We start from the raw sequence: 22,688 nt of genomic DNA, 5'->3' as shown, positions 1-22,688 counted from the left end.
GGGTGTGTGCGACTTGTTCGGGTCATCGGGGGCGCTGACCGGTCATCAGGAGGCTCCGGCGGACCAGAAATCGGAGCGGACGTTGGGACGGGGCAACGGGTAGACCCCCTTGTACGCCTTGCCGTTCGGCTCGGACGTGGAGTCTGCGACCTTCGACTCCTTCACACAGGGGCTGTCCGCCTCGAAGAAGGCCTGGCCCTTGCCGCGGATACTGACGCTGATGCCGAACCCGCTCTTCGTCACGGCGTAGACCGCGGGGAACACCTCGTCGTTGTTGACCGCCTTGATCCGGTAGTCGCTGTCCCGCCAGAAGGTCTCCACCCGGTCCAGGAACATCTCACGGCGCTCGGCGGACACGATGGTCATCACGGTCCGCCTGCGGGTCACGCCGCAGGCGCGCGTGGTCGTCGGGCCGTGCGCCCACTCGACCTCCGGCTCGATGCCCTTCAGAACCGCGTCGAGCATCTCGTCGGAACGTTCGGCGGCCTGCTGCATGTCCATGCCGCTCTTCTTCCCTCCGTCCGACTGACGCATGCTCTCGGTCCCGCAGCCGGACAGGGCGAGCCCGAACGTCAGGGCCATCGCAACGATCGGGAACCTTCGCCTCACCTTTGCTCCTCCATCTTGAGCCGGTCGGAGTGCCCCGACACGATCAGAGCGATGCTGTCCGCAGAAACGGCGTCCCGTTCGGGATCGAAGTACTGCGAGTGCGCATCCAGACTGACACCACTGCCGCTGATCACGGCCGGGCCGTCGTCCACGGGGAACCGGTGGGCACCGAATGCCTTGCTCGCCGGGTCCTTGCCGAACCAGAGGTCGTCGTCGCCCGGATCGGCCAGGTCTCCCGCGAGGTACGAGATACCGGGGCCACCCGTGATCAGACCGATCGCACCCACCGCGACCTGGGTCTTGGAGGGGAGCTTGGTCACCGGGTCGTTGCGCGCGGCTCCGACGAAGACGTGCCCGCTGCCGACCCCGAGGTCCACGGCGTGGTCGACGCCGACCCCGGGACTGCCGACCAGGATGATGTCGTCGACCCCCGGAATCCCGCCCTCCCGCTGCGTCGCGGCACCGACGGTGCGCGAGCCGTAGGAGTGGCCGATCGCGGTCACATGCGGGTCCTTGTTCTGGTTGGTGGCCGCGATGCCGCCCATGAAGTCGCTGTAGGCCGCACCGCCCTTCTCCGCCCGGCCGCTGCCCATCACCGCGAAGTACCCGCCCACACCGTCGCTGTCGGGCAGCTGCGGAGCGTCGTACCCGAGCCAGACGATCGACGCGGTGGACTCGTCGTACCCCTGGGCGCCGATGGCCGTGTCACGGGCGCGGCCGAGGTCGTTCTTCGCGAACTCCTCGTCCAGGGAGGTGTTGAGCCCCGGTACGTACGCCGACACGTTCTTCGAAGTGTCGGGGTTCCCGTAGGAGACGATGGCCCTCCCGTTGCCCTCGTCCCCGATGCCGATCAGATACATCGGCGGCTGCTGCTTCTCCTTCAGCTGCCGGTCGATCTCCTTGAGACCCGCCAGCTGCTTCTTGGCCTTCTCGGTGTCCGTCTTCTCCAGCTTCCCGATCAGGTCCTGGAGGTTCTTGCGGTTGGCCGCGTCACGGGCCGCCACCGGAATACCGTCGAGGTTGCCGATCCGGTCCGGGCTCAGCTCGATGTACCGCTCGCGCTGCTCCTCCGAGAGCCCGTCCCACCAGGACTTGCGCTGGGCCGCGGTGGCGTTCTCCGGAATCCGGTCGTTGAGGAACCCGCGCTCGGCCTCCTTCACCTCGGCGTCGACACGGCCTCCGGAGCCCGGCAGCCCCATCCCGCCACCGCCGCCACCGACGGCCTTGTTCACGTCCCGGACCGCACCGATGAAGTCGCCCCGGTCCCACTTGTCGCTCGCGCCCTGTGCGTCCTTGGTCCACTGGTCGGCGATGCCCTTGCCGCTCTCGACGGGGTTCAGGACCGCGTCGATGACGCCGCTGACATCGCCGCCGAGCCCGTCGCCGAGGAAGCCGTCGATGAACCCGCCCTCGGAGCCGCCGCCGGAGCCGTTGCCCGGACCGTTGCCTCCGCCGCCATTGGATCTACCCGCGTCGACCGGCGTAGCGGAATCGCCCCCACCGGACGCGGCAGACCCTTCGGTGCCACTGGAACCACCGGTTCCGCCCGCGCCACCGGAGCCGCCCGAGCCGGACCCGCCGGACGCGGCGGAACCACCGGCGTCGGACCCGCCGGAGGCATCCGAACCACCGGTATCCGTACCGCCGTTCATGCCACCCGTGACGGTCGAACCCTCGGAGCCCGCGCCGCCGGAGGCCGAACCCTCACCGCCCTGGTTGCCCCCGGAGCCCGAACCGCCGCCGGCCTCCACACCGGTACCCGGAGCGGAGCACGAGCCTCCGGCCAGTTCACAGATCGCGCTCTGCAGCCGGCCGCTCACCGACCCGCCGATACCCGTAGCCGTGATCGCGCCGACGAGGGCCACGACCACCAGGACCATTCCCAGGTACTCCAAGGCGCTCTGGCCGCTGTCGCGGCGCGCCTTCACCATCCGCGCAATGCTGAACGGCCGGTGCTCGGCGCGCTCTTCCTTGCCCAGCCGGAACCAGGCACGCACTTCGGCGCGTGTAAGCAGTACGACGACCACGGCGGGAATCACCAGCCGCGTCAGACCCTGCAGACCGGCCTCACCACTGAGCGTGGCCAACGCGCCGAGCATGAACCAGGCATGCACGGCGAGGAGGCCCCGCCAGATCCCGACGCCACCTGTACGCGCATACAGGGACAACACGAAACCGGTGATGCCGGGAAGGGCGGCGTACAGGAGCATCCCGATCAGATGCCCGTCGACGGCGTCGACCGAAGCGGCGACCGACAGCACGTCGATCCCCCCCACGATCGTTGCCACGAGGAGCACTTGAACGAGAATCAGCACCGCCTGCAGTGGGCGTGGCATCGGTTGCCTGCCCGAACGGACCGCGACAGCGCTTACATCAACGCCGCCCGGAACCGCGACTCCTCGTATGCCAGACAAGACCAGTCCCCTACCTTGTGAGTGGGCGGCGCAGCGACAGATAAATCACTCCACGTATGCGACCACAGCGGCAGGGGACGCAGCATGGGTCCCTGGGCCCAATGCAGGGCTCAAAAACTTTGCCCGTTGGGCAAGTTGAGATGGATTGCTCCGGTCATGGAGATCCCGCCGACCGGGCCCCCGAGGCCCCGGCGGACCAGAAGTCATCGTGGATGTTGGGTCGCGGGATGTGCTCCATGCCTTCGTAGGTGGGAGCGGTGGCCCTGCTGGTGGAGTCGGCCACCTCGGACTCCTGGACGCAGGGGGTGTCGACGTCGAAGTGGACCTGCCCTGCGGCCGCGACGATCAGGCTCACTCCGAAACCGTCCTGTGTCTGCGCGAAAATCGCTGGGACGTCGACATCGTTGTTGATGGCCTTGATCCGATAACCGCTCTTCCGCCAGAAGCGATCGACGACGCCCAGGAAGCTTCCGCGCCGCTCAGCAGACACGATGGTCATCACCGTCCGCCTCCGCGTCACCGCACAACTGCTTGTTGTCGTCGGGCCATGCGTCCAGCGCACGCTCGGTTCAATTTCTGCGAACACGGCATCAAGAATCTGATCCGAATGCTCCGCCGCCTCTTGCATGTTCATTTCTTCCCCCCGACCTCCTGAACAGCCCGCCAGGAACGTCCCCGCAAGAACTGCCACCACCACGCACCTACCTGCTCGGCTCATCGCAGTTCCTCCATCTTGACGTTGCGTGAATTCCCTGAGGCGACCAAAGCAATACTCTCGGCGGACACCGCATCTCGATCCGGATCGAAGTACTGCGAGTGCGCATCGGCCGACAACCCACCCGGCCCGACCGGCGGGGGTCCGTCGTTCACCGGAAAGCGCCTCGCTCCGAACGCCTCACTGGCCGGGTCCTTGCCGAACCACACATCGTCATCACCCGGATCGGCGATCTCCCCCGCCACGTACGCAGCCGCCGGGCCGCCGAACAGCAACTCGGCCGACCCGATCAAGGCCTGGCCCTTGGAAGGCAGCTTGGTGACGATGTCGTTCTTGGCCGCACCGACGAAAACATGATCCTTCGCCACCCCCATGTCCTCCGCGCGGTCCACTCCCACGCCGGGACTCCCCACCAGCACAATGTCGCTGACGCCTGGAATTCCATCCCCTTGCTGAGTTGCGGCACCCACTGTTCGCGAACCGTAGGAATGGCCGATGGCTGTCATATGCGGATCCTCGTTCTGGTTGGTGGCCGCCAAACCGCCCATGAACTCGTGGAACGAATCCCCGCCGGCCTCGGCTCTCCCGTCACCAGCGACAGCCAGACTTCCCCAGCCGTCCGGCGACTGCGGTGCGTCGTATCCGAGCCATGTGATCGCGGCGGTGGAGGGGTCGTGCCGTTGTGCGGCAATGGCCAGATCCCGGGACCGCTTGAGGTCCCCCTTGGCGAACTCCTCGTCCAAGGACGTATTCAGCCCCGGCACATACGCCGCCACATTCCGCGACGTATCGGGGTTCCCGTAGGAGACGATCGCGCGCCCGTTCCCCTCGTCCCCGATGCCGAGCAGGTACATCGGCGGATCCCCGGCCTTGGGGACGGCCTGCAACTGCCGGTCGATCTCCCTCAGCGCCGCCAGCTGCGTCACGGCCGTCCGGTCGTCCCGCCCGTCCAGCTCGCCGATGAGCAGCCGCAGGTTGTCCCGGTTGGCCGCGTCCCGTACGAGGGCCGGGATCCCGTCCAGGTTGCCGATCTGATCCGGGTACACCGCGAGGTACTCCTCGCGCTGTTCGTCCGTCAGGCCGGCCCACCACGCCCTGCGCTCGGCCGGAGTCGCGTCGTACGGGATGGCCTGCTTCAGGTAGCCCCCCGCCGCGTTCCGTACCGCGGCCGCGTCCGCCGCCGCCTCCGTCCACACCGTGTCCGGGACCCGCAGCCCCTCTTCCGCCCTCAGCTTCCGCAGGATGCCCGCGTACTTCCAGTCGGCCTCGGCCGCCGCGCGTACGGCCCGCACCACCCGGTCCGCGATGTCCTGCGCCTTTGCCGTGTTCGGGTTGGGCGCGACCAGTCCGGACGGCGCGAGGAACCCCGCCCCGGCCACTCCCGACGCCGTGCCACCCGGTAACGGTGTCCCGTCGATCAGCCCCTCGCCCGCCGCCGGGTACGTCACCGAACCGTCCTCGTGCACGGTGAACCTCAGCGCCGCCGCATCGTCCAGCGCGTCCTGCAACGCCCGCTGCTGGGCCTTCACCTCATGGGCCAGGCTGTTCAGCGCCGTACGCAGCAGGCCGCACTCCGTGTAGACGTACTGGAAGTTCCGGGCCAGTCGGCGCAACCGCAGGACCGCCGCCTCGGCCGCCTCGCCCTGTTGTGTCGCGCGGAGGCCGTGCAGGAGCTGTTTGTCGATCCGGTCCCGTGCGGCGTCGGCCCGGTTTCCGGCCTTGCCCCAGCCATCGGCCGCGCCCTCCAGTTCGGCGCACTTCACCTCGCGCAGCTTCGCCCAGGTGAGCGCGGTGGACGCCCTGCGGTCACCGTTCACCGCGCACCGCCCCCACCCACGTGACTCCCGCTCCCCGTCACCGGAGCGAAGGCGGACTTCACGGCTTCGTCGGTCTCGCCCTGGGCCCGCGCCACGGCCCGCAGCTTCGCGGCGAGACTCCCGCACTCCCCGCGCGCGGCCTCGATCCGCCGCTCCCACGAGTCCCGTACGGCGCCGAGCTCCGCCAGCGCCGACAGCTCACCGGCACCGGTCATCAGACCCTCATGCGCTGTCGCCAACTCGGCACGCACCGGCCCCAGGTGCGTACGCACGGCTTCCGCGCCCCCGGCCGCCCGGGTCCAGGGCCCGCCACTGTGCTTCAGCTCCGCGCTGCCGCCGCCTCCCGGCGCTGCCGCCAGATCGCTCAACCGCTGCCGGTCACCCACCCAGCTCACCCCGCTCCTTGATCGTGGAGCGGCACTGCGCCAAATCGGATGTACGCGACACGCCGCTCTCCCGCGTGCCGTACGGCGCGTGGGTCCTTGCCGCGTCAGGGCCCGGAAGCAACGGCGACGGGTGGCCACTTCACCCGAACGGGCGGTTCTTACTGGGGGGATGGGCCATTCATCGCGCCGTCGCGGCTGCTACTCCTCCGGGCACGAGAGGTCGGACCCCTGATTCCCAGGCTTCCCCGAGCACTCGACCCACAGCAGCTTCCCGCTCTGCTCCGGCAGGGCTCCGCCCATCGGATACGCGCCCCAACTGTCCGCGCACTGCTGAACCAGATGCAGCCCGCGCCCTCGTTCGGCAAGCGCGGACGGTTCCTCCAGGCAGCCGCTGAACGGGGCGGGGATCTCAGGATTGGTGTCCCAGACACCGACCCGGACCCGGCTCCGCCCGGCCCTGCGCAGTCGGAGTGAGTACGGCCCCGACGAGTACCGGTAGGCGTTGGTGACCAGCTCGCCGGTCAGCAGTTCGGCGGTGTCGATGAGCTCGCCCATCCCGTGCACGCGCAGCACGGTACGGAGGGTGGCCCGCGCGATACCCGGTCCGCGGGGATCCTGCGGGAGTTGGAGGGTGTAGGCCCAGGGCGGCGCTACGGTGGTCGTGGCCATGGAAGTCTCCGTTCACGGAGGGATGTTGGTTGAGTGAGCTGCAACGCAGTCGATGCCCAGTGACCTGGCCGCTCCGTCGAGCGGGGTTCTTCCGGGCCGGTGGCCTGAGTCAGAGACTAGACTCTGGCAAGGATTCCTTGCATTGAATGGGCGGAATCCTTGCTTTGAACCACTCGTGTGAGTGATAGCCCAACTCAACAGGCGTCTGGGGAGAGTTCGCGATGGCAGGCAGAGCCGCACCGACAGCTCGGCGCGCACGCCTCGGAGCAGAGCTGCGGAGACTTCGCGAGCGGGCGGGGTTGACCACCACGCAGGCCGCCGACCTGCTGGGCACGAGCCCCGGCCAGCTGAGCAATGTGGAGGTGGCCCGGTTCGGAGTGAGCGCCGACCGCGTACGTGTCGCCGCCCGCATCTACTCCTGCTCCGATCAGGCTCTCATCGAGGCGTTGGTCGCCATGACGGGTGACCGTCGGCGCGGCTGGTGGGAGGAGTACCGGGAGATCATGCCGCCCAAGCTGCTGGATCTGGCCGAGATCGAGCATCACGGCACGGCCCTGCACGCGGCACACAGCATCCACATTCCCGGCCTGCTCCAGACTGTCGATCACGCACGGGAGATCTATCGGCAGGCGGTACCCGAGATCTCACCGCCGGAGATCGAGCACCGCGTCTCCTACCGGATCAAGCGTCAGGCTGTGCTCTACCGGACCGGCGCCGTCCCGTACCGGGCCTTCATTCACGAAGCCGCTCTCCGCATGAGATACGGGGGCCGTGCCATCGCGCGTGCTCAGCTCCTGCACCTACTGAGGACGAGCGAACTCGATCACCTCACCATGCGCGTGATCCCGTTCGCGAACACGTACTACCCGGGGTCCGGCCAGTCCGTGTACTACGTCCAAGGCCCCGTGCCCTCCCTGGACACCGCGCAGCTCGATCAGTCGCACGGCCCGGTGTTCATCGACTCGGAAGCTCAGCTCGCGCAGTACCGGCTGCTGCTCGAACGCCTCGGCGAGACGGCACTCGGCGTCGCCGAATCCCGTGACCTCGTCCATGGGATCGCCCAGGAACTGTGAAGGGAACACCGATGGCCACGTACGACTGGCAGAAGTCCTCCTACTGCGCCCAGGGTGAGGCCTGCGTCCACATAGCCGCCTCCCGCGGCACCGTCCATCTGACCGAGACCAGCGACCCCGGCGGCGCGATACTCCGCGCCACTCCCCCCGCCTGGGCCGCACTCGTCCGCGCCGTCAAGGAGAGGAGGAACGATGTCTGACCGGCCGCTCCCCGACGAGCTCCGCTGGATCCGCGCCGCCCCCGAGGGCGAGCCGGAGGGCCCCGGCCCCTGGATCGAGGTCGCCGAAGGACAGGGGGGCGATCTCATTCACCTCCGGGAGACCAGCGACCCCGCCACGGTGGTCACGACGACCCGGACCAAGTGGGAGGCGTTCGTGAAGGGTGTCCTGGCCGGCGAGTTCGACCACTTCGCCGAGATCGGAGCGGACAGCGACACCGGCAGCCGCACCGGCATGGGCGGCGGCAGCGAAACGGGCAGCGATACGGAGAGGCCCACCGCCCGCCCCCCAGACCCCGAAGACCCCGAAGGCCCCGAAGGCCCCAAAAGCTGATTTCCCCCCGGCCGTCGCGGATGCGGTACGGGAACGGGTCCGGCCGCGCGCCCCACCCGTGCCATCATCCGCTGATGTCCTCACAGAAGAACGACTCAGCGGCCCCGGCCGGGCCACCGGCGCCGGCCGCCGCGTCCGGCACCTGGAAGCTCGGCGACCTGTCGGTCAACCGCATCGGCTACGGCGCGATGCGCCTCACGGAGAACGCCGACGGCACCCCCAGCGACCGCGACCGGGCCCTCGCCGTACTGCGCCGGGCGCTCGAACTGGGCGTCAACCACATCGACACCGCGGCCTTCTACTTCTCGCCGCTGCGCTCGGCCAACGAGCTGATCAACCGGGCGCTGGCCCCCTATCCGGACGACCTCGTCATCACGACCAAGGTCGGTCCCGGACGCGACACATGGGGGGTCTGGCACTGGGCCCGCCCGGAGCAGCTGCGGGGGCAGGTCGAGGAGAATCTGCGCCAGCTCGGCCGCGACCACCTCGACGTGGTGAATCTGCGCGTCCCCCGCAAGGAGACGACGGGGTCGATCAGCGAACACTTCGGGGCACTGGCCGAACTGCGCGAGGCCGGGCTCATCCGCCACCTGGGCATCTCCAACGCCCGCCCCGATCATCTCGCCGAGGCCCTGGCCATCGCGCCGGTGGTCTGTGTCCAGAACGCGTACGCGGTCGGCGCACCGCGCGAGGAGCACGCGTTCCTGGACGCCTGCGGGGAGCGGGGCATCGCCTTCGTCCCCTTCTTCGCCATCGCCGGGGCGGGCCGCGAGGCGGGCGCGAGCGGCACGGACGACCACCGGGTCCTCGGGGTCGCCCGTCAGCACGGGGTGACGGCGGCTCAGGTCAGGCTGGCCTGGACGCTGAACCGCGGGCCGCACGTCCTGGCCATCCCCGGCACCGGCAACCCGGACCACCTCGCCGACAACGTGGCCGCGGGCGCGCTCCGGCTCACGGCCGACGAACTGGCCCTGCTCGAAGCCCCGGCCGGGACCGGGGCGTGACCGGGGGCGCCCGGGGCCGCGGTGGATGACGGACGAAGGACATGTCCAAGGGCCCCCGCGGGGATGATCCTCCGATGGACGACGACACCCCGGGCCGGATACTCCGCTGGAACCTCTTCATCGGCGGCCACCTGAGTTCCTCCGTACCCGTACGGCTCGTCGAGCGTACGGAGGCGGGCCGGCTGGTCTGGCTGGAGACCGGCACACCGATGTGGCGCACCGGACTGCCGGGCGGCGCGCACCTCCGCGACATCCCGCCGCAGGACCGCCCGGCCGGCGGATACGAGGCCGCGGCGGACCGGTGGCCCATGGGCAGCGCGCTCATCCTCCAGCCGGCCGGGGCCGGTCACGCGGTGTTCTGGTTCTTCGGCCGACGCCACAGGTTCCGCGGCTGGTACGTGAACCTGGAGCACCGCGTGCACCGCGGCGAGGACATCGACGTCGTCGACCAGGAACTCGACATCACCGTGGCTCCCGACCGGACATGGCAGTGGAAGGACGAGCGGTCGTTCGCCGAGAAGACCGGGCATCCCGCCTACTGGTCGGCCGGGGAAGCCGTGGCCATCCGCTCCGAGGGCGAGCGGGTGGCGCGGCTGGCGGAGGCCGGAGCGTTTCCGTTCGACGGCACGTGGTGCGATTTTCGGCCACCTCGGCACTGGAGGACACCGCCGCTCCCACCGCGTCCCGGCAGGACCGTCCTGTGAATCCCCACGAAGCCGACCGGCGCACCGACGGCTCTCGAACGGCGCATGCGAACACGCCGTGCCCCGCCAACGCTGCGACCGCATCGGGAACCCATGGCCATCGTCGTTGCCCGCGGTCACATCGCGTGATACACAGAGTGACTATGCATAAGCGCGTGAAAACGGACATGAGCCGCAGGTCAGGGTGGCTGTCCCGGTCAAACGTGCGAGATCCGGGTAAAGAGACCCGGGAAGGCGTCGTGCGGACACGGTTTCATCAGCGAAGATAGAAGGTGACCCGTGCGGTTCGGCGCGGGCATCGAACTACCCAACAGGGGCGGTGACTTACATGATCCTGGCAGCTGAGAAGGGCGACATCACCACCATCATCGGCGGAATCGCCCCGAACTGGGGGCCGTTCGGGACGCTGGGCAACGAGGCGCGCATCATGATCGAGGTGGTGATGGCGATCGCCATCCTGCTCTGCCTCGGCATCGCGATCTGGGGCGCGGCGAAGCAGCGCATCGGGGCGACGGCGCTGCGTGACACGTTCAGCGCGGAACAGGGCAAGGGCCTGATCGTGGCGGGCCTGACCGGAGTGTTCATCATCGGTTCGCTGGGCACCCTGTTCACCATCGTGTACGGCATGGCTGTCTGACCGCCCGTCGGACGGCCCTCCCTCCGTCGTTCCGCACCCCGTCCCACACCGGGCCGTCCCAGCCCGCCCCCCACCGTCCGCCCGTCGTGCCCACCGGCTGAGGTTGCGTCTCCCTGATGTCGAGTCACCACACCGCGCCCAAGCGGCAACCAGCACAGCTACCGTCGTCCTGCGCGGATCCGCACACGACCGAGGGAGCGTACGCGGCATGAGTCCCGGCGACGACCACGACTACCGCGGCAAGGAGCAGGCCGGCCGCACGGACGACCCGTACAGCACCCTCGGCGGAACCCGGCAGACCCGTACACGCCTCCCCGACAGCGACACCGGCACCCCGCACACCCGCCGGCCCGCCCGCAACTCCCGCTCCCTCGTCACCGTCGTCGGCATCGTCGTCCTTCTCCTCGCGGCCATCGCCTTCGCGAACCGGGGCGGCGGCAACGACGACAAGGCCACCGGAAGCGGCGAGAAGCCGGGCACCGGAGGCACCACCTCCACCGCGGCCACGGGCACCAAGCCCGTGACGGGCACCGACAGCACGGCCGGAACGATCGCCTCGGGCTTCGCCCATGACGAGCAGGGGGCGCAGAGCGCGGCGGCGAACTACGCGGTGGCGCTGGGGTCGGCGGAGATGTTCGACACCGAAGCACGTGGCGGCATCATCGAAGCCACGCACGTCCCCGCGGTCGCCGGCGGTCTGCGGGCCGAACTGGACCGGGCCTACTCCCCGGACTTCTACCGGAACGTCGGGCTGAACGCCGACGGCAGCACCCCCGCGGGGCTGACGTTCGTCTCCCGGACCGTACCGGTGGGGACCAAGGTGGTCGCGCGGAGCGGAGACACGGCCACCGTCGAGGTGTGGTGCACGGGCCTGGTCGGACTGGCCGGCCAAGGCTCCACCAAGCCCGTCACCGAGACGTGGGTCACCATCTCCCAGAAGCTCAAGTGGGTCGGGGGCGACTGGAAGATCGAGTCGTCGTCCCAGGCCGAGGGCCCGACGCCGGTCAACAGCGGCAACCGGGCATCGACCGCCGAGGAGATCGCCGGAGCGGTCGAAGGATATGGAGGGTTCACCTATGCCCGATAGCCGTCGCTTCCGTGCACTGTCACTCACCGCGGTCCTGGGCAGCCTTCCTGCCACGGTCATCCTGCTGGCATCGCGGGCATCCGCCGACCCGTCGCCCACACCGACGCCGACCCCCAGCCCGTCGCCGAGCAAGAGCGACAACCCGTGCGACCTCATCGTCGGCCTCGCCAAGGACTACTGCGAGGACGGGGAGAAGGCCAGCACCGGAGGCTCCCGCTCCCTCCCCCCCACCACGGACTCCCTGGACCCCCTCTCCTCCCTGGCCAAGGGCTGCGCCGACGCCGCCGCGTGGATCGTCGGCAAGCTCAGCGAGGCCGTGAAGAGCACCGCGAACGTCGACTTCACCAACCCCAAGTTCCTCCAGCAGTACGCCGTCATCTTCGCGGCCTCCACCATCCTCACCCTCGTGCTGTGGCTGCTCGCCGTCGCCAAGCGCGCCATCCGCGGCGTTCCGCTCACCACCGCGATCTCCGAGGCCGTCGGCTTCCTCTGGCTGACCGTCCTCGCCTCCGCGTTCACACCGCTGATCCTCTACACGATCGTCTCCGCCACCGACGGCGTCACCGAGGTCATCGCCACCTCCACCGGCGGCCAGACCGATGTCTTCTTCGGGTCGTTCGCCGAGGCCCTCAAGAAGGGCACCGACATCGGCGGCGGGCCGATCATGCTGATCGTCGTCTCGCTCGTGTCGATCCTCGCCGCCGGCGTCCTGTGGCTGGAGCTCGTCATCCGGGCCGCCCTGCTCTACGTGGGCGCGCTGCTCGGCATCGTCGTGTACTCCGGCCTCGTCGACAAGAACATGTGGGGCCACGTCCGGCGCTGGGCAGGCATCATGATCGCGGTGATCATGGTCAAGCCGGTCATCGTCATCGTGCTCGGCCTGGCCGGGGCACTCTCCGAGGACGAGGGCCCGGACGCCTTCTCCGCCGTCGTCTCCGGCCTCGCGATCATCCTGCTGGCCATCTTCGCCTCCGCCATGATCTACCGCTTCGTCCCCGGCTTCGGCGACGAGATCCAGGGCGCCCGCACCAACCGGAAGCAGGCCACCGACGGCGCCCAGGCCGCCGCCCTGATCAGCTCCCCGGCCGCCCTCGTCTCCCAGGGAATCAAGACCCACAGCGGCCGCAACGACCAGAACGGCGGAGGCGGTGGAGGCGGCGCCCGCCCCTCCAACACCGTCAGCGGCGGTGTCGCCGCGCACAGTTCCCGCAGCACCGGCGGAGGCGGCGGCTCCACGCCCTCGCCCCGCAGCGGATCCGGCCCCACCTCCGGCACCCCCCACAGCAGCCGCTCCTCCCGGGGCGGTTCAGGCAGCACAGGTAACACGAGCACAGGAGGTGGAGGGCGTTGACGACCCAGTCCCACACGATCGCGCCCCGCCGTACGTATCTCATCGGCCGCGCCCGGCCGAACGCGATCGTCGGCAAGAACCGCGAGACCGGCGAGATCGCCCTGATCATCGCCGGTGCGTTCCTCGGCATGATGAGCGGGCTGATCGTCCCCGTCCTGTCCCTGCGGATCGTGCTGCTCATGGGCTTCCCCATGCTCGCCCTGGCCGTCGTGTACGTCCCGTACAAGCAACGCACGTTCTACAAGTGGTTCGAGATCAACCGCAGCTTCAAGCGGTCCCTGCGCCGCGGCACCGCGTACCGCTCCTCCGCCATGGAGGCGGGCGTCAGCGCCGACGGCCGCGAGGTCGAGATCGGCCCGCCGCCCGGCATCGGCCGGATCAGCTGGCTCGCGGCCCCCTTCGGCCCCGACGAGATCGCCGTACTCCTGCACGCCGACCGCCGCACGGTCACCGCGGCCATCGAGATCGAGGGGCCGGGCGTCGGCCTGCGCGACAGCGAGGACCAGGAAGCCCTGGTCGACCGGTTCGGCACGCTGCTCAAGCACGTGGCCAACGGCGACGGCTTCGTGACCCGCCTCCAGATGCTGGCCCGCACGCTGCCCGCCGACCCGGACGCGCACGCCAAGGACGTCGCCCAGCGCGGCGACAAGACCGCCCCCGGCTGGCTCCAGGACTCCTACGACCAGCTCCAGTCCATGGTCTCCACCTCCAGCGAGCAGCACCGCGCCTACCTCGTCGCCTGTATGCACTACAGCCGCGAACTGGCCGCGGAGGGCCACGCCATCGCCCGCGCCGCCCGTCCCCAGGGCGGCCGCAGGCTCGACCGGGACGCCGGTCTCGCCGTCGTCATGGCCCGCGAGCTCACCGATATCTGCGCCCGCCTCGCCGAGGCCGACATCCGGGTACGCCAGCCGCTCGGCCAGAGCCGGCTGGCCTCGCTCGTCCACTCGATGTACGACCCCGACCACCCCATCGACCACATCCAGGCGATGACGAAGCGCAACGCCTGGCCCGCCGAGCTGGACGCGGTCGAGCCGACGTTCCTCCAGGCCAAGACCCGTGAGTCCTCGACCCGCGCGCCCTGGTGCCACGCCACGGCCTGGGTGAAGGAGTGGCCGATGACCCCGGTCGGCGTCAACTTCCTCGCCCCGCTCCTCGTGCACACTCCCGACGTCATCCGTACGGTCGCGGTCTGCATGGACCTCGAACCCACCGAGGTGGCCATCGAGCGCATGCTGACGGAGAAGACGAACGACGAGGCCGAGGCGAGCCGTCAGGCCAAGATGAACCGCACCGTCGACCCCAGGGACATCGCCGCCCACGGGCGGCTCGACCAGCGGGGTGAAGATCTGGCGAGCGGCGCGGCCGGGGTGAACCTGGTGGGGTACATCACGGTGTCGTCGCGATCGCCCGAATCCCTCGCCCGGGACAAGCGGACGATCCGGGCTTCGGCCGGCAAGTCCTATCTGAAGCTGGAGTGGTGCGACCGTGAACACCACCGGGCCTTCGTGAACACCCTGCCGTTCGCGACAGGCATCCGCCGCTGACCGGCAGCCGCGCCGAAGCACCTCCGGAACCCCGGGGCACAGAGCCCCGGAGCCCCGGCCCCGAGCACCACCGACACCACCGACACCCCACCGCCACCGCCACCGACAGACTCCACCGAGACCGGAAACCGAGAGAGAGGGCAGTCACGCCATGCGAGACCCGTTGTCCGCATTGTCGGATGCCTTCACCGCCTTCCTCTTCGGGAAGGTGGAGACGACTCGGCTGCCCGTCCGTACGTCGACGGGCCAGGCCCAGGCCGTCTACCTGCCCACCGCCGCCCCCGGCCTCGGTGACTCCGGCGTGATCATCGGACGCGAGGTCTACTCCGGCAAGGGCTACATCTACGACCCCTTCCAGCTGTACGGGCAGCAGCTCCCCGCCCCGCACTGGCTGGTCCTCGGCGAGTCCGGCAACGGCAAGTCCGCGCTGGAGAAGACCTACGTCCTGCGCCAGCTCCGCTTCCGCGACCGCCAGGTCGTCGTCCTGGACGCCCAGGGCGAGGACGGCGTGGGCGAGTGGAACCTCATCGCCCAGGAGCTGGGGATAACTCCCATCCGCCTGGACCCGACCGCGGCACTGAACGGCGGCATCAAGCTCAACCCGCTCGACCCGTCGATCACCACCACCGGCCAGCTCGCCCTGCTCCGCACGATCATCGAAGTCGCGATGGGCCACGGGCTCGACGAGCGCTCCGGCTTCGCGCTCAAGGTCGCGCACGCCTATGTGAACGAGACCATCGCCGACCGCCAGCCGGTCCTGATGGACATCGTGGAACAGCTGCGCCACCCCGAGCCCGAATCGGCCGAGGCGATGAACGTCGACATAGACGACGTACGGGCCTGGGGACTGGACGTCGCACTCGTCCTGGACCGGCTGGTCGACGGTGACCTGCGTGGCATGTTCGACGGCCCCACGAGCTTCGGGATCGACCTGGACGCCCCGCTGATCGTGTTCGACCTCTCGCACATCGACCGCAACTCGATCGCCATGCCGATCCTGATGGCGATCGTGGGGGTCTGGCTGGAACACACCTGGATCAGGCCCGACCGGAAGAAACGCATCTTCCTGGTGGAGGAGGCCTGGCACATCATCAACTCGCCGTTCGTCGCCCAGCTCTTCCAGCGACTGCTGAAGTTCGGCAGGCGGCTCGGACTGTCGTTCGTCGCCGTCGTCCACCACCTCAGCGACGTGGTGGACGGTGCGGCGGCGAAGGAGGCGGCGGCGATCCTGAAGATGGCCTCGACCCGGACGATCTACGCCCAGAAGGCCGACGAGGCGAGAGCGACCGGACGGGTCATCGGCCTCCCCCGGTGGGCGGTCGAGATCATCCCCACGCTGACACCGGGCATCGCCGTCTGGGACGTCAACGGCAATGTCCAGGTGGTCAAGCACCTGATCACCGAGGCGGAGCGCCCTCTGGTCTTCACCGACCGTGCGATGACCGAGGGCTCCGACACCGACCTGCTGCCCGAGGACGTACGTGCCGCGGAGCTGGAGGCGGAGCAACGCGCGGCCCGGATCGAGAACCAGCAACGGCTGAACGAGTCGTCCGAGTCAACGGTGGCATGACATGGCACGCCAGGCAGCGCACGGTACGGGACGTGGGCGCGAGGACGAACGAAGCGGCGGCGGCATCCCGGACGGCCTGCTGATCGGTCTCCTGGGCCTCTTCGTCGCGCTGACCGTGCTGGCCTGGACGTCCACGGGCCTGGCCGGACTCCTCGCGCACGGCGCCTGGCCGGACGGGGTGGCGTTCACCCGGACCCCGCTGGCCCTGCGCGAACTGATCGCGGCACCGAACGACCTCCCGGGCGCCTGGCCGCACACCCCGCCGGCCCAGCTCTCCGGGTACGGGCTCTTCTGGGGCCTGTTCATCGGTGAGCTGATGGTGCTGCTGGTGCTGACGGTGTTCGTACTGGGGGTGGTGGCCCGCGGCCGCGCGGTACGGCAGCGGCGCCGCGAGGAGCGGATGGGCCTGGTGCACGACACCCCGGCCCCGTCGTCCGTACGCGGCGGACGGAGGCCGGAGGGCAAGGAGGCCCCGGCCACCCCCGTACCCACCGAAGCCCCGGCCGCCCCTGTACCCACCGAACACGCCCCCGCTGAACCCGCCACCGCCCCGGCCGCCACCGCCTTCACCCCCAGCACCGCGGCGAACACCCCGACCGCGGCGACCGAAGCCGCCCCCGCGGCGCCCACCGTCCACACGGCTCCCGCGGCTCCCGCGGCACCCATGCCCCACACGCCGCTCGCCCAGCCCGCGCCTCCCACCGTCCTCCCCTCCCCCCGCGCGCCGTTCCTGCTCTACGCCCCCGCCGCCACCCGCCGCCCCACCGTCGTCCAGGCCATCCGCGACGCCGACGGCCCCGTGCTCGTCGTCACCTCCGACCCCACCGTCTGGGCCGAGACGAAGGACGCCCGCGGCAAGCTCGGCCCCGTACACGTCTACGACCCCGGCCACCTCTGCGACACCCCGTCCCGCCTGCACTGGTCGCCCACCACCGGCTGCGAGCAGCCCGAAGTGGCCGCCACCCGCGCCGCCGCGCTCCTCGCCCCGGTCAGGCCACAGGCCCGGATCGACGCGGCGACCGCCGACACGGCACAAACGCTGCTGCAGTGCTGGCTGCACGCCGCCGCGGTGGACGGCCGCCCCTTCCGCCAGGTGCACCGCTGGGCACTCGGCGGAAGCGCCCACGAACCGGTGCGCCTGCTCCGTACGCACCCCAAGGCCGCCTCCGGACTCGCCGGGCTGCTGGAGTCGGCCTTCACCGCCTACCCCGAACGCCGCGAGGTGGCCCAGGAGTTGACCGTACGGGCCCTTTCGGCCCTGTCCTCGGTCCACATCCGCGAGGCGTGCACGGCAAACCGAGCGGATTCGCTCGCACTGGAATCATTCGGGGCCGAGGGGGGAACGCTCTATGCAGTGGGCGACCCCATCGAGGATCCCCGCCACCGCCCGGGCGCGATGCCGTTCCTCACCGCGCTCACCTCATACGTGGTCGAGCACGGCCGCCGCATGGCCGCACGGTCATCCGACGGTCGGCTCGACCCACCAATGACGCTCGTCCTCGACGACGTCGCGGCCGTGGCTCCCCTTCCCCAGCTCCCGGAGCTGCTGGCGACCGGTCAGGACCAGGGCATGCCCACCTTGGTCCTGCTCCGCTCGCAGGAACAGGGCCGCGCCCGCTGGCGCCGGCACCTCGAACTGCCCGCCACCGGCCGCGGATAGCGGAAGCACCCCGCTACCGCCCGAGGACGTACTCCAGCTCCAGATCCGGCTCCCGGTCACTCGCACCACCGGGCATGGGGACCGTCTTCCCGGACGGTACGAAACCGAACCGTCGGTAGAAGGCGGCGGCCCGCAGATTGTTCTCGTGCACATACAGCCGCACCCTCTCCAGGTACGGCTCGGACAGCGACCAGGCCCAGTCGACCGCCGCCCGGAACAGCGCGTCGGTCACACCCGTGCCACGCGCCTCCGGCCGCACGAACACGCCGACCAGATGCCCCTGGTTCACCTCGGCGGCGTCCCCGAAGCGCGCCTCGCCCTCCGGCCGCTCGACAAGCACCGTCACGGTCCCCACCCACGCGCCGTCGGGCGCCTCGGCCACGAACTGCATCACGTTCACCCCCGCGGCGGCGTCGGCCGTCCTGCCCCGCCAGAACTCGTCCGGCTTCCCGAGGGCACTCTCGTACGTCTCCAGGAACGCGAGGGGCGCCACCGGGTCCTGGAGGGCAGCCAGGCGAAGTTCCCTGGCCGACGGCCATTCCTCGGCGCGCACGGGGCGTATTGCGTAGTCCATGGACCGATCCTGGACTCCGGCACACCGTCCGGGCAAACCCGTTTCGGCCGCGCCGGCGTCGTACCCGGTACCGCCCCCGCGTCGTACCCCGGTACTACACCCGCGCCGGCATCCCGCCCCCGGTCGGACGACCACCGCGCGCCCGCTCCGTAGCGTCGACGGCATGATCAAGGCGTACGAACTCACCAAGCGGTACGGGGCCAGGGCCGTCGTCGAGGGCCTCGACTTCACGGTCCGCCCCGGCACCGTCACCGGCTTCCTCGGCCCCAACGGCGCCGGCAAATCGACCACGATGCGCATGCTGCTCGGCCTGGACGCCCCGACCCGGGGCCGGTCCACGATCGGCGGGCGGGCCTACGCCACCCACGCCGCACCCCTCACCGAGGTCGGCGCCCTGCTGGAGGCCCGGTCCGTCCACCCCGGGCGGTCCGCCTTCAACCATCTGATGGCGCTGGCCCACACCCACGGCATCCCGCGCGGCCGCGTCGAGCACGTCCTCGACCTGGCAGGCCTCACCGAGGTCGCGCACAAGCGGATCAAGGGCTTCTCGCTCGGCATGGGCCAGCGGCTCGGCATCGCCGCCGCCCTGCTCGGCGACCCGGCCACCGTGATCCTGGACGAGCCGGTGAACGGTCTGGACCCGGAGGGCGTCCTCTGGATCCGCACGCTGCTCAAGTCCCTGGCCGCGCAGGGCCGTACGGTCCTGATCTCCTCGCACCTGATGAGCGAGACGGCCCTCACCGCCGACCACCTCATCGTCATCGGCAGGGGCCGTCTCCTCGCCGACACCACCGTCGCCGACCTGATCCGCACAGCGGGCGGAGCCCACGTCAAGGTCGTCACACCACAGGCAGCCGCGCTGCGCGCACTCCTCACCGCGCCCGGCACGAAGATCACCGCACAGCCGGACGCCCCCGACGAACTGGAGATCCGCGGCACGGACGCGGCACACATCGGCCGCATCGCCGCCGCCCACGGAATCGCGCTCCACGAACTCACGCCGCGGAACGCGTCCCTGGAGCAGGCGTTCATGGACCTCACCCAGGAATCGGTCGAGTACCGAGCCGCAGCCACTCCCCCGACCGGAGCCGCAGCATGACGACCACCGACCCCACCGGCCCCGACCCCAGCGGCCCCGGCCCCACCACGCCCCTCCCCACCAGGCCCGCGGCCCCCGTACGCCTCGCGTACCGCATCACCCCGGCCCGCGTCCTGCGCTCCGAGTGGCACAAGCTCTGGTCCCTGCGCTCCACCTGGGTCACCGTCATCTCGGCATCCGCCCTGATCCTCGGTATCGGCCTGATCATGGGCGGCACCTACACATCCGGTGGCGGCGACTCCGATGTCGACACGGTCGTCCTGACGCTCTACGGCACCCTGCTCGGGCAGCTCTGCATCGCGGTCCTGGGCATCCTGGTCACCGCGGGCGAGTACTCCACCGGCATGATCCGCGCCTCGCTCACCGCCGTGCCGCGCAGGCTCCCCGTCCTGTGGGCGAAGGCCGCGGTGTTCGCGGTCTCAGCCTTCTCGGCCATGTTCGTGACCGCGCTGATCACCTTCTCCGCCGCACAGCTCTTCCTCCACGACACCGACCAGGCGGCCTCCCTCGGCGATCCTGGCGTGCTGCGAGCGGTGGCGGGCAACTCCGCCGGCATCACACTGCTCAGCCTCGTCGCGCTCGGCCTCGGCGCGCTGTTCCGCTCCGTGCCCGGGGCGATCGGCGCCTTCATCGGCGGAGTCATGATCGTCCCGGAGATCCTGGGCATGATCCCGTACGAGACCGTCGAGAGCGCCATCGCCTACTTCCCCACCCAGGCCGCCGGGGCGCTCGGTTCCGCCGCCCCGCTCCCGGACGCCGCCTCCCCGGGAACGGCACTGTTCGCCCTGTGCCTGTGGGCAGCGGCCGTGCTGGGCGTCGCCGCCCTCCTATTGCGGCGCCGGGACGCCTGACAGCGGACACCCGCAGCACCACGACGCACACGACCGCCGGACGGACACCAGACGGACACGGACGAGGATGGCCCGGTGACGGACAACAGGACACCCGCCGAACCGGACGTCGGTGCGCGGCACAGGCCGGCCACTGAAGACCGGCGGCGCACGGAACGACGTGAGGCGCGGGAGGTGCGGGAAGCGCGGGGGAACGGGCCGTTGGACGGGCAGTCGGCCGGGCGCGATCAGGAGCGGTTCACGGGGACCGCCCCGCTGACCCGGTACCTCCAGGGCCGGCTGCACCGCCTGCGCGCCTTCGACCGGCGCCGGCCCGTCGTATGGGACGCCCTGGTGACCGCGTTCTGGGTCCTGGTCGCGGTGCTCGACTTCACCTCGGGCGGCTGGCGCACGGTGGCCCGTGACGTGGAGACGCCCGAACCGCTGGTCCTGTTGATGACGCTGTGCTTCTCGGTGCCGCTGCTGTGGCGGCGTACGCATCCGGTGGCCGTGCTCGTCCTGATGGCGCCGGTGTCACTGGTCAACATCTGGGCCGGCGCCGTCGTCCAGGCCGCCTTCCTCCAGCTGATCCCCACGTTCCGGATCGCGCTGTGCCTGCCACTCAGGACCCTCGCCGGCGCCGGCCTGCTGATGTGCGCCCCGGCCGTGGCCGGTGCAGCGCGCATCCCGCAGGTGTGGAGCCAGCAACTGGTCTCCTACCTCTGGGGCTTCGCCTTCGTCGCCCTGCTGGGTATCGCGGTCCGCACCCGCAAGGACTACACCGAGGCCCTCGTCGAGCGGGCCCACCGGCTGGAACACGAACGCGACCAGCAGGCCCGCCTCGCGGCCGCCGCCGAACGCACCCGTATCGCCCGCGAGATGCACGACATCATCGGCCACAACCTGTCCGTCATCACCGGGCTGGCGGACGGCGGGGCCTATGCGGCGGCCAAGTCCCCGGAGCGCGCGGCCCAGGCCCTGGAGGCCATCGGCACCACCAGCAGACAGGCACTCGCCGAACTCCGCCGCCTGCTCGGCATCCTGCGCGAGGACCACCCCGAGGCCGACCGCGCGCCCCAGCCGACGCTGGACGACCTGGAACCCCTCATCACCGCCGTCCGGGCCGCCGGCCTGCCCGTATACCTGGAGATCCACGGAACGCCGCACGCCGAATCCCTCACCCCGGGGCGCGAACTGACGGTGTACCGGGTGGTGCAGGAAGCTCTCACCAACACGCTCAAGCATGCCGCCGCCCACCCCGGCCTGTCGGCGGCGGTCACGCTCACCCACAGCCGTACGGACCTGGAAACCCGGATCACGGACACCGGCCCGCCCGTCGCGGACACCGGCCGGCCGGCGACCACCGCTCCCGCGCCGCCGCCCCGAATCCCGCACCAGGGGCAGGGGATCGCGGGTATGCGGGAGCGCGCCGCGCTCTACGACGGCACAATCGACGCGGGCCCACTGCCGGACGGCGGCTGGCAGGTACGACTTCGCCTTCCCCTGGAGGACGCTTCCCCGTGACGACCGTACTCATCGCGGACGACCAGCCGTTGCAACGCTTCGGCTTCCGGATGCTGCTGGAGAGCCAGGACGACATGACGGTCGTCGGCGAAGCCTCCAACGGCACCGAGGCGCTCCACCTGATCGCACAGCACCACCCGGACGTCGCCCTGATGGACATCCGTATGCCGGGCCTCGACGGCATCGAGACCACCCGCCGCGCCATCAGGTCGGGTGCGCCCACCCGCGTCCTCATCGTGACGACCTTCGACCTGGACGAGTACGCGTACGACGGCCTCCGTGCCGGAGCGAGCGGCTTCCTCGTCAAGGACGCCCTGCCGGAGGAGCTCCTCTCCGGCATCCGCGCGGTCGCCGGCGGCGACGCGGTGGTCGCCCCGGGCCTCACCCGTCGGCTCCTGGACGCCTACGTACAGCATCTCCCGGCCTCACCCGGCGACCCCATGGCCACAGACAGCCGGATCGCCGCCCTCACGGACCGGGAAAGAGAAATTCTCACGGTCATCGGCCAGGGCTGGTCCAATACGGAGATCGCGGCCCGACTCCATCTCGCCGAATCAACGGTGAAGACCCATGTCACCCGCATCCTCGCCAAAACAGGAGCCCGGGACCGCGTCCAGGCAGTCATCCTGGCGTACGACACCCGGCTGGTCACCCCGGCATAGAGGCAGCACGGCCACGGGTACGGCTACTTGCACGGGTACGAGCACGGGTACCGGTACGGGTGGTGAAATGTTCTGGTGGTGAACGCAGGAAAGCCCCGTGCCACAAGGCACGGGGCTTTCCCGGAAAAATTGTTCGGCGGCGTCCTACTCTCCCACAGGGTCCCCCCTGCAGTACCATCGGCGCTGAAAGGCTTAGCTTCCGGG

General features: G+C 70.3%; 22 protein-coding genes. 15 read left to right on the top strand and 7 right to left on the bottom strand.

Features of this window, described 5'->3' with window-relative positions:
• Positions 1 to 45: 45 nt before the first annotated feature.
• The 6 genes from ACIGJO_RS07140 to ACIGJO_RS07115 all read right to left on the bottom strand — a co-directional run bounded on the left by ACIGJO_RS07140 (position 46) and on the right by ACIGJO_RS07115 (position 6,610).
• Positions 46 to 582: a hypothetical protein gene (locus tag ACIGJO_RS07140; RefSeq protein ID WP_399954505.1), complete on the bottom strand. Its 537-nt coding sequence runs from the start codon at positions 580 to 582 to the stop codon at positions 46 to 48.
• A 23-nt stretch (positions 583 to 605) separates the two neighbouring features.
• Positions 606 to 2,945 carry an alpha/beta hydrolase gene (locus ACIGJO_RS07135; protein ID WP_399953335.1) on the bottom strand — a complete coding sequence of 780 codons (2,340 nt, stop codon included), beginning with the start codon at positions 2,943 to 2,945 and terminating at the stop codon, positions 606 to 608.
• A 232-nt stretch (positions 2,946 to 3,177) separates the two neighbouring features.
• The gene (locus ACIGJO_RS07130) at positions 3,178 to 3,657 is read right to left on the bottom strand and encodes a hypothetical protein (RefSeq protein ID WP_399953332.1); all 480 of its coding nucleotides are present in this window, start codon (positions 3,655 to 3,657) and stop codon (positions 3,178 to 3,180) included.
• A gap of 80 nt (positions 3,658 to 3,737) precedes the next feature.
• Positions 3,738 to 5,555, bottom strand: a complete 1,818-nt coding sequence (locus ACIGJO_RS07125) for an alpha/beta hydrolase (RefSeq protein ID WP_399953329.1) — start codon at positions 5,553 to 5,555, stop codon at positions 3,738 to 3,740.
• Positions 5,552 to 5,950, bottom strand: coding sequence for a hypothetical protein (locus tag ACIGJO_RS07120; RefSeq protein WP_399953326.1), 399 nt, complete (start codon positions 5,948 to 5,950; stop codon positions 5,552 to 5,554). Before ACIGJO_RS07120 ends, ACIGJO_RS07125 begins: the two co-directional genes overlap by 4 nt.
• Positions 5,951 to 6,139: 189 nt before the next feature.
• Complete coding sequence (locus ACIGJO_RS07115; RefSeq protein WP_399953323.1) at positions 6,140 to 6,610, bottom strand: ATP-binding protein; 471 nt, start codon at positions 6,608 to 6,610, stop codon at positions 6,140 to 6,142.
• A 221-nt stretch (positions 6,611 to 6,831) separates the two neighbouring features.
• Here ACIGJO_RS07115 and ACIGJO_RS07110 point away from each other — a divergent pair, with 221 nt between their 5' ends.
• The 11 genes from ACIGJO_RS07110 (at position 6,832) to ACIGJO_RS07060 (ending at position 17,795) form a co-directional block, all read left to right on the top strand.
• Entirely contained in the window at positions 6,832 to 7,683 is an 852-nt protein-coding gene (locus ACIGJO_RS07110) for a helix-turn-helix domain-containing protein (RefSeq protein WP_399953320.1), read from the top strand.
• Positions 7,684 to 7,694: 11 nt separating this feature from the next.
• On the top strand, positions 7,695 to 7,883 hold the full coding sequence (locus ACIGJO_RS07105; RefSeq protein ID WP_399953317.1) for a DUF397 domain-containing protein: 189 nt from the start codon (positions 7,695 to 7,697) through the stop codon (positions 7,881 to 7,883).
• Positions 7,876 to 8,235 carry a DUF397 domain-containing protein gene (locus tag ACIGJO_RS07100; protein ID WP_399953314.1) on the top strand — a complete coding sequence of 120 codons (360 nt, stop codon included), beginning with the start codon at positions 7,876 to 7,878 and terminating at the stop codon, positions 8,233 to 8,235. The genes ACIGJO_RS07105 and ACIGJO_RS07100 overlap by 8 nt, the downstream gene beginning before the upstream one ends.
• A 74-nt stretch (positions 8,236 to 8,309) precedes the next feature.
• Positions 8,310 to 9,239, top strand: a complete 930-nt coding sequence (locus tag ACIGJO_RS07095) for an aldo/keto reductase (RefSeq protein WP_399953310.1) — start codon at positions 8,310 to 8,312, stop codon at positions 9,237 to 9,239.
• Positions 9,240 to 9,313: 74 nt separating this feature from the next.
• Complete coding sequence (locus ACIGJO_RS07090) at positions 9,314 to 9,943, top strand: DUF402 domain-containing protein (protein ID WP_399953307.1); 630 nt, start codon at positions 9,314 to 9,316, stop codon at positions 9,941 to 9,943.
• 328 nt (positions 9,944 to 10,271) lie between these two features.
• Positions 10,272 to 10,580 (top strand): hypothetical protein, encoded by a 309-nt coding sequence (locus ACIGJO_RS07085; protein ID WP_015610155.1) that lies wholly within the window; start codon positions 10,272 to 10,274, stop codon positions 10,578 to 10,580.
• Positions 10,581 to 10,788: 208 nt separating this feature from the next.
• Positions 10,789 to 11,667 carry a hypothetical protein gene (locus ACIGJO_RS07080; RefSeq protein WP_399953304.1) on the top strand — a complete coding sequence of 293 codons (879 nt, stop codon included), beginning with the start codon at positions 10,789 to 10,791 and terminating at the stop codon, positions 11,665 to 11,667.
• The gene (locus ACIGJO_RS07075; protein WP_399953301.1) at positions 11,657 to 13,018 is read left to right on the top strand and encodes a hypothetical protein; all 1,362 of its coding nucleotides are present in this window, start codon (positions 11,657 to 11,659) and stop codon (positions 13,016 to 13,018) included. Before ACIGJO_RS07080 ends, ACIGJO_RS07075 begins: the two co-directional genes overlap by 11 nt.
• Positions 13,015 to 14,565, top strand: coding sequence for an SCO6880 family protein (locus ACIGJO_RS07070; protein WP_399953299.1), 1,551 nt, complete (start codon positions 13,015 to 13,017; stop codon positions 14,563 to 14,565). Before ACIGJO_RS07075 ends, ACIGJO_RS07070 begins: the two co-directional genes overlap by 4 nt.
• Positions 14,566 to 14,716: 151 nt before the next feature.
• A complete protein-coding gene (locus ACIGJO_RS07065; RefSeq protein ID WP_399953296.1) occupies positions 14,717 to 16,135 on the top strand; it encodes an ATP-binding protein in 1,419 nt (472 codons plus the stop codon).
• Between the two features lies 1 nt (position 16,136).
• Positions 16,137 to 17,795, top strand: coding sequence for a type IV secretory system conjugative DNA transfer family protein (locus ACIGJO_RS07060; protein WP_399953293.1), 1,659 nt, complete (start codon positions 16,137 to 16,139; stop codon positions 17,793 to 17,795).
• Positions 17,796 to 17,808: 13 nt separating this feature from the next.
• Here ACIGJO_RS07060 and ACIGJO_RS07055 read toward each other — a convergent pair whose 3' ends face one another.
• The gene (locus ACIGJO_RS07055; protein ID WP_399953291.1) at positions 17,809 to 18,369 is read right to left on the bottom strand and encodes a GNAT family N-acetyltransferase; all 561 of its coding nucleotides are present in this window, start codon (positions 18,367 to 18,369) and stop codon (positions 17,809 to 17,811) included.
• A 163-nt stretch (positions 18,370 to 18,532) separates the two neighbouring features.
• Between ACIGJO_RS07055 and ACIGJO_RS07050 the strand changes: the two genes are divergently transcribed.
• The 4 genes from ACIGJO_RS07050 (at position 18,533) to ACIGJO_RS07035 (ending at position 22,484) form a co-directional block, all read left to right on the top strand.
• The gene (locus ACIGJO_RS07050; RefSeq protein WP_399953287.1) at positions 18,533 to 19,468 is read left to right on the top strand and encodes an ATP-binding cassette domain-containing protein; all 936 of its coding nucleotides are present in this window, start codon (positions 18,533 to 18,535) and stop codon (positions 19,466 to 19,468) included.
• Positions 19,465 to 20,319, top strand: coding sequence for an ABC transporter permease (locus ACIGJO_RS07045; RefSeq protein ID WP_399953284.1), 855 nt, complete (start codon positions 19,465 to 19,467; stop codon positions 20,317 to 20,319). The genes ACIGJO_RS07050 and ACIGJO_RS07045 overlap by 4 nt, the downstream gene beginning before the upstream one ends.
• Before the next feature lie 201 nt (positions 20,320 to 20,520).
• Positions 20,521 to 21,822, top strand: a complete 1,302-nt coding sequence (locus tag ACIGJO_RS07040) for a sensor histidine kinase (protein ID WP_399953282.1) — start codon at positions 20,521 to 20,523, stop codon at positions 21,820 to 21,822.
• Positions 21,819 to 22,484 carry a response regulator gene (locus tag ACIGJO_RS07035; RefSeq protein ID WP_399953280.1) on the top strand — a complete coding sequence of 222 codons (666 nt, stop codon included), beginning with the start codon at positions 21,819 to 21,821 and terminating at the stop codon, positions 22,482 to 22,484. The genes ACIGJO_RS07040 and ACIGJO_RS07035 overlap by 4 nt, the downstream gene beginning before the upstream one ends.
• Positions 22,485 to 22,688: the final 204 nt, after the last annotated feature.

Source organism: Streptomyces sp. NPDC079020 (genome assembly GCF_044542225.1).
GTDB lineage: Bacteria > Actinomycetota > Actinomycetes > Streptomycetales > Streptomycetaceae > Streptomyces.
The sequence above is the reverse complement of the archived record's forward strand: the minus strand, read 5'-3'. Positions and strand labels throughout refer to the sequence as shown.

Coding starts and splice junctions, on each gene's coding strand:
- ACIGJO_RS07140 (WP_399954505.1), bottom strand. CDS start 582: ATGGCCCTGACGTTCGGGCTCGCCCTGTCCGGCTGCGGGACCGAGAGC.
- ACIGJO_RS07135 (WP_399953335.1), bottom strand. CDS start 2,945: ATGCCACGCCCACTGCAGGCGGTGCTGATTCTCGTTCAAGTGCTCCTC.
- ACIGJO_RS07130 (WP_399953332.1), bottom strand. CDS start 3,657: ATGAACATGCAAGAGGCGGCGGAGCATTCGGATCAGATTCTTGATGCC.
- ACIGJO_RS07115 (WP_399953323.1), bottom strand. CDS start 6,610: ATGGCCACGACCACCGTAGCGCCGCCCTGGGCCTACACCCTCCAACTC.
- ACIGJO_RS07110 (WP_399953320.1), top strand. CDS start 6,832: ATGGCAGGCAGAGCCGCACCGACAGCTCGGCGCGCACGCCTCGGAGCA.
- ACIGJO_RS07105 (WP_399953317.1), top strand. CDS start 7,695: ATGGCCACGTACGACTGGCAGAAGTCCTCCTACTGCGCCCAGGGTGAG.
- ACIGJO_RS07100 (WP_399953314.1), top strand. CDS start 7,876: ATGTCTGACCGGCCGCTCCCCGACGAGCTCCGCTGGATCCGCGCCGCC.
- ACIGJO_RS07095 (WP_399953310.1), top strand. CDS start 8,310: ATGTCCTCACAGAAGAACGACTCAGCGGCCCCGGCCGGGCCACCGGCG.
- ACIGJO_RS07090 (WP_399953307.1), top strand. CDS start 9,314: ATGGACGACGACACCCCGGGCCGGATACTCCGCTGGAACCTCTTCATC.
- ACIGJO_RS07085 (WP_015610155.1), top strand. CDS start 10,272: ATGATCCTGGCAGCTGAGAAGGGCGACATCACCACCATCATCGGCGGA.
- ACIGJO_RS07080 (WP_399953304.1), top strand. CDS start 10,789: ATGAGTCCCGGCGACGACCACGACTACCGCGGCAAGGAGCAGGCCGGC.
- ACIGJO_RS07075 (WP_399953301.1), top strand. CDS start 11,657: ATGCCCGATAGCCGTCGCTTCCGTGCACTGTCACTCACCGCGGTCCTG.
- ACIGJO_RS07065 (WP_399953296.1), top strand. CDS start 14,717: ATGCGAGACCCGTTGTCCGCATTGTCGGATGCCTTCACCGCCTTCCTC.
- ACIGJO_RS07060 (WP_399953293.1), top strand. CDS start 16,137: ATGGCACGCCAGGCAGCGCACGGTACGGGACGTGGGCGCGAGGACGAA.
- ACIGJO_RS07055 (WP_399953291.1), bottom strand. CDS start 18,369: ATGGACTACGCAATACGCCCCGTGCGCGCCGAGGAATGGCCGTCGGCC.
- ACIGJO_RS07050 (WP_399953287.1), top strand. CDS start 18,533: ATGATCAAGGCGTACGAACTCACCAAGCGGTACGGGGCCAGGGCCGTC.
- ACIGJO_RS07045 (WP_399953284.1), top strand. CDS start 19,465: ATGACGACCACCGACCCCACCGGCCCCGACCCCAGCGGCCCCGGCCCC.